Below are 13,504 nucleotides of genomic sequence, written 5' to 3' on the forward strand. Positions count from 1 at the left end.
ACCGCTAGGGCAGTCTTTCCGAACTTCGGCGTTTCGCCTAAGCCGCCGGGACGAGCGGCAAACGAGGCCCCGCCATGGACCTGAGCTGGAGCGACGCGGACCTGAAGTTCCGCGACGAGGTGCGGGCCTTCCTCGACGCCGAGCTGACGCCCGAGCTGCGCCGCGCCGGCGCCGCCATGACCAGCGTCTACGCTGACGACGACGTCTCCCTGGCCTGGCAGAAGATCCTGTACGCCAAGGGCTGGGTCGCGCCCGCCTGGCCCAGGGAATACGGCGGCTGCGCGTGGTCGGTGAGCGAGCGCTACATCTTTGCGTCGGAACTCGCCGCGGCCGGCGCGCCGCCGCTGTCGCCCATGGGCCTGGGCATGTGCGGCCCGGTGCTGATCGGCCACGGCACGCCGGAGCAGAAGGCCCGCTTCCTGCCCCGCATGCTGCGCGGCGACGACTTCTGGTGCCAGGGCTATTCCGAGCCCGGCTCCGGCTCCGACCTCGCCTCGCTGCAGATGGCGGCCGTCGAGGACGGCGACGACTTCGTCTGCACCGGCCACAAGCTGTGGACGACCCACGCGAACCGCGCGAACTGGATCTTCTGCCTCGTGCGGACGGCCAGGGAGGCGATCCCGCAGAAGGGCATCACCTTCCTCCTGATCGACATGCGCTCGCCCGGCGTCGAGGTGCAGCCGATCATCTCGCTCTCCGGCGAGCACATCCAGAACCATGTCTTCTTCACCGACGTCCGCGTGCCGACGGCGAACGTCGTCGGCCGCGTGGGCGAGGGCTGGGGCGTGGCCAAGTACCTGATGCAGTTCGAGCGCGGCGGCGGGGTCGCGACCCCCGGCCTCAAGGGCCGCGCCCGCAAGATCGCCGCGATCATCGGGCACGAGACCAGGGGGCGGCCCGACCTCGCCGCAGAGGCCCGCGCCCTGCGCGCCCACCTGGCCGACACGATGGTGCAGATCGAGGCCCTGGAGGCGACCGAGCTCAAGCTGATGGCGCGGCTTTCGGCCGGCGACCCGCCGGGACAGGAGTCGTCGCTGCAGAAGACGCTGGGCACCGAACTCTCGCAGCGCCTGACCGAGATCGCCGTCGAAGCCGCCGGCCTCTTCGCCGCCGTCTACCAGCCGCACACGGTCTCGCCGGGCGGGCCCACGCCCCACTTCGTCCCGCCGAACGACCGCGAGGGCGTCGGCCCGGAGTACGCCCGCACCGTCGCGGCCAAGTACCTGAACGACCGCGCCGGCTCGATCTACGCCGGCTCCAACGAGATCCAGCGCAACATCATCGCCAAGGGCATCCTGGGCCTCTGAAGCGGTCTGCCCCAGCGTGAGGCGAGGGGCATGCTAAGCGTCGCCCAGATCCAGATTGGGAGACCGCCATGAAGCTCGACTCGTCCGTATCCGCCATCGTCACCGGCGGCGCCTCCGGCCTCGGCAAGGCCACCGTGCAGGCCCTGCGCAACCTCGGCGTCAAGGTGGCGATCTTCGACTTCAACGCCGAGACCGGCGAGGCGGCGGCGAAGGAGACCGGCGCGATCTTCTGCCAGGTCAACGTGATGGACGAGGCCTCGGTCGACGCCGGCTTCGAGAAGGCCCGTGCGGCCAACGGCCAGGAGCGCATCCTGGTCAACTGCGCCGGCGGCGGCCGCGGCGGCAAGACCGTCGGCAAGAACAAGGAGACCGGCGAGGTCGTGCCGTTCAAGGTCTCGGACTTCTCCTACGTGCTCGAGCTCAACACCGTCGGCACCTTCCGCTGCATCGTGAAGAGCGCGGCGGGCATGATCGCGAATCTTGAACCTGACGAGACGGGTGATCGGGGCGCGATCGTCAACACCGGCTCGGTGGCGGCCGAAGAGGGCCAAATCGGCCAGGTGGCCTATTCGGCGGCCAAGGCGGCGATCAAGGGCATGACCCTGGTCATCGCCCGCGACCTCTCCGGCGACGGCATCCGCATCAACACCATCCTGCCGGGCATCATGGACACGCCGATGCTGGGGGGCCTGAAGACCCGCGCGCCGCAGGTCTACGCCGGCCTCGCCGCCTCGGTGACCTTCCCCAAGCGCCTGGGCCACGCCGAGGAGTACGCCGACCTGGCCGTCACCATGTGCCGCAACGGCTACCTCAATGGCGAGACCGTCCGCCTCGACGGTGCGATCCGGATGGCGCCTCGCTGAGACGTCACTACGCTGGGTAGTGGAACTCCGGGCGCCCCGTGGCCCGGAGCTCCCCCGACGGAGTGCCCCGGGCCGATCCGCACCGAGTCTATAAGGGGGGGGTGCTTCGGTGCGAACGCCGAATCGATAGCACAACCTACGGCAGCGCCAGCATGAAAAGTCGCCCCGTCGCCGCCGCCCGGTCGCGGCGGGGCGACCAACGCCGCACGATCGGCGAGCCTACGACTTTAGTCCTAGGACTTCGGTCCGATACCGGGGGCGCCCGCCGCGGTGCTACCGCTCGGCCGGGCGCGGCTCGGGCGAGGGCGGACGAGTGCCGAGTTTTCGACCTGCACGGGCTGCGAGCGACGACCGCGCCACGCGGTCACTTCACACAGTGTCTCAATCGCTTGCGCAAACCGGCGCGTCTCGCCGCCGGCCCGTGAATCGCCGTCGCAAAAGGCCGGGGTTTGTGCTTTCGCTTTACCATCGGCGTGCGGGCGCGCGCCGATGCTTCGGGGTCGGGCGACCAGATGTGACAGTACGCGGCTTGATTGCGGGCGGCCGGGCCTTCCTGGCGGCCCTGGCGCTGCTTGGGCCTGGCCACGCCATGGCCCAGGTCGCGGCCGCGACTCCGAACGCCGCGGCGCCGAGCCGCCAGGACCTGAATCCCGAAGCCCGCCGCGGCGCTCGCCCGCCGCCGCGCGACTCCGACCTCTTCTCGGCGCCGACCGCGCTCCCCTGCCCGCTGGCGAGCTCCACCCTCAGCTTCCGGCTGCAGGGCGTCGACGTGGTGGGCAGTTCCATCGACCCCGAGGACGCGCGGGCCGCCTACGCCCGGCTGGTCGGCGCGGAGATCCCTGTCGCCAGGATCTGCGAGATCCGCGACCGGCTCTCGCTGATCCTGTTCCGCAAGGGCCGGCTGGCGCGCGTCGAGATCCCCGAGCAGACCATCTCGGGCGGGCGCCTGCGCATCGAGGTCACCGAGGCGCGCATCGTCGCCGTCCGCGTCCGCGGCGACATCGGCCCCGCCCAGGACCGCGTCGAGGCCTACCTCGACAAGCTGCGCGGCATGACGCCCTTCGATCTCGACACCGCCCAGCGCTACCTGCTGCTGGCCAACGACGTGCCACGGGTCCGCGTCTCGGCGGCGTTGCGGCCTTCGGCCGAGGGCCAGGGCGCCATCGACCTCGAAGTGCAGCTCTCGCGCGACCCGATGAATTACCTGGTGGCCGGCCAGAACACCGGGTCGGAGTCGCTGGGCCCGTGGAGCGTACTGGGCCGCGCCGACTTCAACGCCTACACGAAGTACGGCGAGCGCACGACGCTGATCGCCTACCGCACCGTCACCGCCAACGAGCAGTGGATCGCCCAGGTCGTGGAGGAGGCGCGGGTCGGGTCGAGCGGCCTCACCGGCCGTGTCTCGATGGCCTACGGCCAGTCGCGGCCGGGCGGCGGGCTGGCGGAACTGAAATTGCAGGGCGTGTCCTTCGTTGGGACAGCCGAGGCGCGCTATCCGTTGATCAGGCTTCGCCGCTACAGCGTCTATGCCTCGGCGGGCGTCGATGTCGTGAGCCAGAAGACGTCGTTCCCCGGGGGCGACGTGCTGGCCGACGACCAGCTTCGCGTGGCCTGGGCGCGGCTGAGCGGTGACTTCAACCACGGCCTCGGCAATCGCCTCGGCGTCGCCGCCAGCGGCAGCCTGGAGACGCGCAGGGGCTTCTCGCTGCTGGGCGGCAGCAAGGCCGGCGACCAGGGCCTGTCGCGCATCCAGGGGCTCCCCGACGCATGGGTCGTGCGCAGCGAGGGCGAGGGCCACCTGATCCACCGCTGGTTCGACCTCGGCGTCCGCGGCCAGGCGCAGTGGGCGGACAAGCCGGCGCTTGCCTACGAGGAACTGGCGGTGGGCGACCTGACGATCGGCCGGGGCTATGAGCCCGCCGTCCTCTCGGGCGACCGCGCCGTCAGCGGCGAGGTGAAGCTTCAGGCGCGCCCGCAGCGTATCGTCAACGGGGTCACGATTTCGCCCTTCGCCTTTGCGGACGCGAGCTACATCAGGAACCTGGACGTGGGATCGGAGACGCGCGTGCTGCGCTCGGCCGGCGCCGGCCTCGAGGCCCGGCTGCCGTTCGGCGTGCGCGCCCAGGTCGAGTGGGCGCGGCCCTTCGACAAGCCGTTCCCGAACGCGCCGAACAGGCCGTCGGACCGCATCCTGTTCCAGTTGCTGGTGGCGGGCTAGGCGATGACCGCGGCCGCCACAACCGGGATCGCGGCTCAAGGCAGCCGCCGCGCGCGGCTGCTCGGCGGCTCGGCCCTGTATTACGCAGGACTGTACTACGCAGGACTGGGCGGCGCGGCGGCCCTGCTGCTGGCGACCGCCGCCCCGGCCCAGACGTTGCCGGCCATTCCCGACGCGGCGGCCATCGCCGTCGCCACGGGCGGCGCCCAGCCCACCATCACCGCGCCCGACGCGAACAGCCTCGACGTCGACCTGAAGTCGACGCGCACCGTCATCAACTGGGACAGCTTCCACGTCAGCGCCGCCGACAAGGTCACGTTCCACTTCGGCGCGACGTCCGACATCGTCCTCAACAAGTCGCCGACCCAGGTGAAGGTGGACGCCGGCGGCCAGGTGGCCGGCCTGGTCGGCGCCGATCCGGGCGGCAATATCTGGTTCTACTCCCCCCAGGGCGTGGTGATCTCGCCCGGCGCGGTGATGACCGCCGGCGCCTTCGTCTTCGCGCGCGGCGACGACATCGTCGACATGGCCTTCGTCGACGCCGCGGCCCCGCTGTCGGTGCTGCGCACCGCGTCGGACTCGCTGATCAAGATCGACACGATCGGCCTGGCGACCACCGCCTCGATCAACGACGAGGGCGAGTTGGTCCTGAGCGCGACGACCGGCGACCTGGCCGCCGAAATCGTCCTCGCCGCCAAGGGCGCCACGGTCACCACGCTCGCGGGCGGCGTCGACGTCGGCGAGGTGACGGCCGGCGAGGTGGCCAGCGTCACGGCGACCGGCGGCGACATCACCCTCACCTCGCTGAACGGCGGCGCCGGCGCCAGGGCCTCGGGCGCCGTCGTCACCGTCGACACCGCCGCGGCGAGCGACAGCAGCGCCGACATCGAGATCACCGGCCTGACCCGCGCCAGCCTCGGAAGCGGCACGGCGGGACGCGACATCAAGGTCGCCGGCCCGGCCGCCAGCCTGGGGTCGGGATCGGCGGGGCGCGACCTGTTCGTCACCGCCACCACCGGCGCAGCCGGCGTGACCGGCACGGTGAGCGCGGCCCGCCACATCGAGGTGACGACCACGACCGGCGACGTCGTAGCCGGGAGCGGGACGCTCAATTCGAGCGGCGGACATGTGCTGGCCAGGTCCACGGGCGGCGCGGTGACGCTCGGCGCGGCGACGACCCAGGACGCAGCCGCCGACGTCACGGTCGAAGCCGCGACCACCGCCTCGCTGGGCAGCGGCAGCTCCGGGCGCGATATCAAGCTCACGGCGCCGACGGCGACCCTCGGCGGCGCCACGGCGGCGCGCGACGTGCTGGTCGCCGCCACGACGGGCCCGGCCGGGGTGACCGGCACGGCCACCGGCGGCCGCCACGTCGAGGTCACCGCCACGACCGGTGACGTCGCGGTGACCGGCGCGCTGAAGTCGACCGGCGGACACGTGCTGGCGAAGTCGACGGCCGGATCGGCGTCGGTCGGATCGGCGATCACCGAGGGGACCGACGACGTCACCGTCGAGGGCGCGACGACGGCTGCGCTGGCGTCGGGCGCGTCCGGGCGCGACATCAAGGTGACCGGCCCCGCGGCCACGATCGGCGGCGGGACGGCGGCCCGCGACGTGCTGGTCACCGCCTCGGCCGGAAACGCCGGGGTCACGGGCACGGTCGCGGCCACACGCCATGTCGAGGTGCAGGCGACCGGCGGCGACGTCGCGGCCGCGGGCGGGGAGCTGGTCTCGACCGGGGCCGGCGGCCACGTGCTGGCGAAATCGACGACGGGCGGCGTCGACGTCGGCTCGGCGGCGACGACCGATGCGGCCGGCGGCGACGTCGCGGTCGAGGCCGCCACGAGCGCCCTGCTCACCTCCGGCCAGTCGGCGCGGAACATCACGGTGGGCGGACCCTCCGCGACCCTGGGCGGCGCCACGGCGGCCGGCGACGTCTTCGTCACCGGAACGACCTCGGCCAGCGTCACGGGCGCGGTCACCGCGGGCGACGACATCGAGGTCACCGCCAACGGCAGCATCAGCGCGGCCAGCGCGACGCTGAAGTCCACCGGGATCGGCGCGGGCGACGACGCCCATGTGCTGGTGAAGTCGGCCGGCGGGTCGGCCACCGTGGGCTCGGCGATCACCCAGGGGACCTCGGGCGCCCTGGGCGACGTCACCGTCGAGGCCGCCGGGACGGCCAGGCTGAACAACGGCCAGGCGTCGCGCGACATCGTCGTCAGGGGCCCCGCGGCGACCCTGGGCGCCGGCTCGGCCGGGCGCCACGTCTTCGTCACCGCCACCACAGGCGCCGCCAGCGTCACCGGCGCGGTCTCCGCCGGCAACGACATCGAGGTCACCTCCGATACCGGCAATGTCAGCGCGGCCGGCGGCAGCCTGACCTCCACGGGCGTCGGCGCGGGCGACGACGCCCACGTGCTGGCGAAATCCAACAGCGGCTCCGTCATCGTGGGCTCGGCGACCACGCAGGGAACCGGCCCGGCGCTCGGCGACGTGACGATCGAGAGCCCGACCATGGCGACCCTGCTGTCGGGGTCCTCGTCGCGCGACATCAGGGTCACGGCGCCGACCGCCAGCCTCGGCTCCGGAAGCGCGGCGCGGCACGTGCTGGTCACCGCGACCACCGGCACGGCCAGCGTGACCGGGACAGTCACCGCCGGCAACGACATCGAGGTCACCGCGACCACCGGCTCGGTCGACACCGGCGGCGGCGGCCTCACCTCCACCGGCGTCGGCGCCGGCGACGACGCCCACGTGCTGGTGAAGTCCACGGGCGGCGCGGTCACCGTGGGCTCGGCCGCCACGCAAGGGACCGGCCAGGCGCTCGGCGACGTCACCGTCGACGGCGCGACCACCGCCACCGTCACGGGCACGCTGCGCTCGACGCAGGACATCGTGGTCCAGGCGGCCAGCAACGTGCAGGCCGCCGCCGCCACGATGATCGCGAACCGCGACGTCGCGGTCCGCAGCGCCAGCGCCGACGTCACCGTCGGCACGATCCGGGCGGGCGACGACATCGCCATCCGGGCGCTCAGCGGCGCGATCACCAGCGGCGGCGGCCTGCGCTCCGGCACGACGCAGGGGACCGGCGACCCGTCCGGCGCGACCGACACCCTGGCGGGCGCGACGCTCACGGGCCACGACATCGACCTCAAGGCCCAGGCGATCACCATCACCGGCGACGTCGCCGCGGGCCGCACGGCCGACGCGGGCGAGACCCTGGACCCGGCGCAACTGGACTCCGACGTCTTCGTCACCGTCACGGCGGCCGATCCCTCGCCGTCCGTCGCGGCGCTGCGGCTCTCGACGGGGAACAACAGCGCCCTCACCGCGCACCGTGACATCGTGCTCAAGAGCGAGGGCGCGGTCGCCGCCACGCTGCAGACCGGCGACGTGTTCGCCGGCCGCGACGTGGCCGTGCATGCGCCGAACGGCGCCATCTCGATGCGCTCGGCCAGGGCCGGCGACGACGTGGTGCTGCGCGCGCCGAACGGCATGGTCGAGGTGATCGGCGACGTGCAGGCGGGCCGCGACCTGGTCGGCCAGCCGACCGTCGACGCCGACGGGGCCGGCGACGACCTCAACGCCGCCCTGCCCTTCATGGATTTCGACGGCAACCCCGGGACGGTGTTCAAGGTCGTGGGCTTCGACGTGAACATCGTGGGCCAGGCGGTCCGCATCACCGGCACGACCGTCGCCGGCCGCCAGCCCAGCACCGACGCTCCGGACATCGCCGGGCCCGTCGACGACTCCACCTCGGACGTGCGGATCGAGACGCGCGTCCCGACGACGCCGGTCATCGGGCTCGCGCCCAGCATCCAGCTCGGCGGCGTCATCGCCACGCGGGACATCCAGATCGACTCCGCCAAGGCGGTGATCGCGGGCGACCTGAAGGCCGGGCGCGACATCGCGGTCCTGGGCCGGGGCGGGGCGACGCCGGGCGCGGCCGCCAACGACCACAGCGGCTCGGGCGTGACCATCGCCTCGGCCAGGGCCGGCGACGACGTCCTGGCGTTCAGCGTCTACGGCCGCACCAGCATCGTGGGCGGCGCCACGTCGGGCGCGCCCTTCCCGCGCCTGCCGGTGAACCTCGACCGCGTGATCGACGGCGCCACGGAAGCGGCCGACCAGCTCGCGATCTACCTGCACTACCTGAACCTGGACGAGGAGAGCGCGCCCTTGCTGGCGCAGGGCGCGATGCTGCGGCTGGTCGGCCAGGGCGTCACGGTCGGCGGCGACCTGGCGGCCGTGGGCGCGAACGCCGACGTCCGCGTGCGCTCGACCCTCGACATCGACGTGGGCGGCTCCGCCAGCGCGGGCCGCCGGGCGATGTTCTCCACCGACGACGGCGGCGGCGCGCTCAAGGTCGGCGCCGTGACGGCGGCCCGCGACGTCTTCCTCGACGGCGCGGCCAGCGTCGAGGCCACGGGCACGCTGACGTCCACCGGCAGCGACGTGGCGGTCCGCTCGCGCGGCGGCGGCCAGGTCAGGCTGGCAGGCCTCTCGGCCGGCGACGACATCGTCGTCCGCACCACCGGCGCGGTGATCGTCAACGGCGCGGTCAGCACCGGTGGCGGCGGCGACAGCGTGGGCCTGGGCGACGACCTGCGGGCCGGCGATGGGGCGATCACCCTCGAAGGCGTGACGTTCGACCTGACCGGCCGCGACATCGACATCGTCGGCGGCTCGGTGACCACCACCGGCTCCATGAGCGCGATGGGCGGCGATTCCGACGTGCGGATCCAGTCGGCGGGCGCGCTCGACCTGGGCGCCCTGAGCGCCGGCCGCGACGTGCTGGTCGACGGCGCCTCGACGGTCTCGACGGGGATGCTGACCGCCGGCCGCGACGTCGGCGTCCGCTCCACCGGCGACGGCGCGGCGGTGACCGTGGGCGGCGCCACGGCGGGCGACGACGTCGTGATCCGCGGCAAGGGCGCCATCACGGTCACGGGCGACCTGCGGGCCGGCGCGGGCGCCGACTCCACCGACGCCGACCAGGCCGGCGACCTCGTCTTCGGCGCCGCGCGGACGCGGCTCGCGGGCGACTTCGACCTGGCCGGCCGCAACATCGACCTGCGCTCCAGCGCCGGCCCGGTCCAGGTCGCGGGGTCCTCGACCGCCGCCACCGACGCGCGCTTCCAGACCGCGGGCCTGACCGGCGCCGGCGTGAAGGTCGCCGCCGTCTCGGCCGGACGCGACATCCTGCTGGACGGCGCCGCCGCCGCCGGATCGAGCGGCGTGGAGGCCACCGGCGCGCTCGTGGCCGCCCTCGGCGACGTGGCGGTCCGGGCGCGGAACGGCGGCGCCATCCGCCTGAAGGCCGTCACCGCCGGCGACGACGTGGCGATGCGCACGACCGGCGCCCTGGTGACCGAGGGGACGGTGTCGACCACCGGCGCCGCATCGACTCTCGGGGCCGCCGACCGGCTCACCGACGCCTCGGAGGCGGGTCGGCTGGCGGTGGGCGGCGCGTCGTTCGACCTCTCCCAGTCCGACATCGACGTGGTCGCCGGCCAGGTGAACATCTTCCGCAGCGCCGCCCGGGGCAGCGCGCGGGTCAAGGCCGGCGCCGTCTCGATGAGCGGCGGCGCGGCGGTGGGCGTCGACATCCTGATCGACAGCGAGGCCTCGCTCTCCGTCGGCGACCTGATGGCGTCGGGCGACATCGCGCTGCGCTCGCGGACCGGAAGCCTCGTGGTGGGGGCCCTCGTCGCCGGGGACGACATCGTCCTGCGCGGCGCGACCGGCGTGCGGGCCGTGTCGCTGAAGGCCGGCGGCGTGGAGCGCCTCGGCGTCGGCGACCAGATGTACCTGTCCGACCCCACGATGCTGGGCGGCGAACTCAGCCTGCTGGGCGGAACGATCGACGTGCGCTCCAGCGGCGGCGCGATCTCGATCGGCGCGGCCGACTCCGCGGGCGACGTCCGCGTGCAGGCGGCGGGCGGCGAGGTGACGCTGTCCGGGTTGATCAACGCCGGCCGGGACATCTTCGTCGACGGAGGCTCGGTGAACGCCACGGGCGGGCTGACCGCGGGCGGCGACGTGGCCCTCTACGGCCGCACCGGCACGGTCAGCGTGGGATCGGTCACCGCCGGCGACGACCTGGTGATCCGGGCCCAGGGCGACGTGACCGCCACCGGCGAGCTCAAGTCGGGCCAGCGAGGCGACGTCGAAGGTCTCGGCGACCGCCTGATCGCCGCCACCGGCCCGACCTCGATCTTCGGCGCGGAGACCAGCGCGGTCGGCGGCGTCATCGATATCCGTGGCGCCAGCATCCGCCTGGGCGGCGTCATCAACGCGGCTGGCGAGGCCGCCCACCTGCGCCTGAAGTCCGGCGGCGTGACCATGCTGGGCGACGCGACCCTCACCGGCGACATCGCCATCGACTCCGTGGGCGACGTGACCGGCGGCGCGCTGACGGCCGGCCGCGACCTGGCGGTGCGCTCGCTGGAAGGCGCCGTTTCCCTCGCATCCGGCGCGGCGGGCGACGACATCGTCCTGCGTGCGGCGCGCGCGATCACCGTCACCGGCGCGCTCAGCATCGTCGGCCAGGGCGCCGACGCCCAGGGCTTCGGCGACGTGCTGTTCGACCTCGCGCGCACCAGCCTCGGCGGCGACTTCGCGCTCAGCGGCCGCAACCTCGACATCCTCTCGACCTCCGGCGACGTGACGGTCGGCGCGCTCAGCGCCCCCGACGACATCCGCATCCAGGCCGCGGCCGGCCGCGTCACCGCCGCCGACGTCGACGCGGGCCACGACGTCCTGCTGGACGGCGGCGGCGTCAGCGCGGGCGCGGTGCGGGCCGGGGCCGACCTCGCCGTCCGCGCCACGAACGGCGCGCTGATCCTGGGCTCGGCGCGGGCCGGCGACGACCTGGTCGTGCGCGCCCAGGGCGACATCACCGTGACCGGCGCGCTCACCGCGGGCGGCGGCGCGGACAGCAGCGGCGCGGGCGACCGGCTCGCGGCCCTGGACGGCGGCGCGACCGACCTCGGCGGCGCCAACATCGACATCCGCTCGGCGGCCGGCGGCGTCTCGGCGCAGGGCTCGCTCTCCGCCACGGACGACGTCCGCCTCAGCGCCGCCGGCGCCGTCAGCAACAGCGGCCGCATCGACGCGGGCCGCGACGTGCGCCTGCAGGCCGCCGGCGTCGCCATCGGCGGCGAGCTGCGCGCCGGCCGCGACGCCGTACTGGACGCCACCGGCGCGGTGGCGATCACCGGCAAGGTCGCCGCCGGCCGTGACGCCCTGCTGCGCGCCACGGGCGACGTCGCCGCGGCGGGCGAGGTCGAGGCGGGCCGCGACGTGATGCTGGACGGCGCGTCGGTCGTCGCCGGCGCCGTGCGCGCCGGCCGCGACGTGGCCGCCCGCGGCCGCACCGGCTCGCTGACCCTGGGCTCGATCACCGCCGGCGACGACGTGGTGCTGCGCGCCGCGCAGGGGATCACCGTCACGGGCCAGGTCACCGCCCAGGGCGGCCCCGACGGCGACGGCGTGGCCGACGAGCTGTTCGCGGCCGACCGCACGGCGCTGGGCGGCGACTTCGACCTCGCCGGGTCCAACATCGACATCCGCGGCGGCGCCATCGACGTCACGGGCTCGGCCACCGCCGGCCGCGACGCCCGCTTCCAGACCCGGGGCGACGCCGCGCTGGGCCTGGGCGCCGTCACGGCGGGCGGCGACATCCTGGCCGATGGCCGGGCCGTGACCGCCACGGGCCGCCTCTCGGCCGGCCGCGACGTGGCGATCCGCGCCCGCGCCGGCGGCGTGGAACTGGCCTCGGTCGCCGCCGGCGACGACATCGCCATCCGCGCCACGGGCGCCGTGCGGGCGTCCGGCACGCTGACGTCCGGAACGGGCGCCAACGCCGACGGCGCCGCCGACCGCCTGATCTCGGCGGCCGAGGGCGGCGCGATCATGCGCCTCGTCGACCCGCTGGTGGCGACCGCCGTGATCCAGGGCTTCACGCTCTCGGGCGGCGACATCGACATCCGCAGCGGCGACGCCATCTCGCTCGGCGGCGACGTCGGCGCGGCCAACATCCGCCTGCAGGCCGCCACGAAGATCACGCTGGCCTCGGCCACCGCGTCGGACTCGATCTTCACGCGCGCGGCCGACGTCTCGCTGGGCGGCGCCTGGCGGGCCCAGAGGACGCGGATCGAGGTCACCGCCGCCAGCCTCAACCTCGGCGATGGCGCGACCGGCATGGGCGGCGTGACGCTCTCCAGCGAACAGTTCGGCCGTATCGATTCGGCGGTCGTGCAGATCTTCCTGGGCGACACCTCGGGCGCCGCGCGCGGCGGCAATATCTCGATCGGCGCGCTGGCCGTCGACACCGCCAGGATCCGCACCTCGCTGGAACTCTACGCGGGCGGGGCCTCCGACGTGGTGATCACCGGCGCCTTCGCGCCCAACGGCACGGCCGCCAACACGACCCTGCTGCGCATCGGCGCCCCCGACGCCGCGGGCGACTGGACCCCGCGCTCGATCCGCGTGATCGCCAACAGCGGCGGCTCGATCGGCTCGGCCCTGACCACCGGCGGGCGCAGCTTCACCGACGTGCGCGCCTTCAACGTCGTCGAACTGAACGCCAGGGCCGACATCCTGATGGGCTATCAGGACTTCATCGACCGCATCCTGGCCACCTCGGCAGCCGGCGTTCCCGGCGTGGTCAAGGGCGTCATCGCCCCGCAGACCACCAGTGGTCCGCGCATCCTGGTCACCGCCGGCGCGCTGGTCCTGCGCGCCGACGGCAAGGTGGCGCAGCAGGACACCGGCGGCCTCCTCGGGACGACGCCGACCGGCCTCTACCTGCTGGGCGGCAGGACGCCCCAGCTTCTCCTCGGCCGCACCTCGGCGACGCCGGGCCTGCCGGAGTTCATCGAGCTCAACGGCGCGCTCACCTCGGGCACGACCATCATGGTCGGCGAGAGCGTCTCGCTCCTGGCCGGCATCGCCTTCGACCGCGGGGTCACGCCCAGCGGCTACTACCGGCTGAACACCTGCGCGATCCTGCAGCAGGGCAGTTGCATGCCCTCCAACGGCCACCCGACCATCAGCATCCCGCCCGAGCAGCTCACCGGCCTGACCCTCGAAGACCGCACCGCCGCGGC

4 protein-coding genes are annotated in these 13,504 nt (G+C 74.1%); all 4 read left to right on the forward strand.

Features of this window, described 5'->3' with window-relative positions:
• The first annotated feature begins 74 nt into the window (after window positions 1-74).
• Window positions 75-1,307 (forward strand): acyl-CoA dehydrogenase family protein, encoded by a 1,233-nt coding sequence (locus KF737_RS12860; protein WP_296455203.1) that lies wholly within the window; start codon window positions 75-77, stop codon window positions 1,305-1,307.
• Window positions 1,308-1,375: 68 nt separating this feature from the next.
• Window positions 1,376-2,170, forward strand: a complete 795-nt coding sequence (locus tag KF737_RS12865) for an SDR family NAD(P)-dependent oxidoreductase (RefSeq protein WP_296455206.1) — start codon at window positions 1,376-1,378, stop codon at window positions 2,168-2,170.
• Between the two features lie 529 nt (window positions 2,171-2,699).
• Window positions 2,700-4,388, forward strand: coding sequence for a ShlB/FhaC/HecB family hemolysin secretion/activation protein (locus KF737_RS12870; RefSeq protein ID WP_296455209.1), 1,689 nt, complete (start codon window positions 2,700-2,702; stop codon window positions 4,386-4,388).
• Between the two features lie 3 nt (window positions 4,389-4,391).
• Window positions 4,392-13,504, forward strand: a 9,113-nt coding sequence (locus KF737_RS12875; protein ID WP_296455212.1) for a hypothetical protein, incomplete at its 3' end; no start/stop codon positions are given.

This window comes from Phenylobacterium sp. (assembly GCF_019636135.1).
Lineage (GTDB): Bacteria > Pseudomonadota > Alphaproteobacteria > Caulobacterales > Caulobacteraceae > Phenylobacterium.

Excerpts from the sequence above, each read along its gene's own strand:
- KF737_RS12860 (WP_296455203.1), top strand. The coding sequence starts at position 75 with ATGGACCTGAGCTGGAGCGACGCGGACCTGAAGTTCCGCGACGAGGTG.
- KF737_RS12865 (WP_296455206.1), top strand. The coding sequence starts at position 1,376 with ATGAAGCTCGACTCGTCCGTATCCGCCATCGTCACCGGCGGCGCCTCC.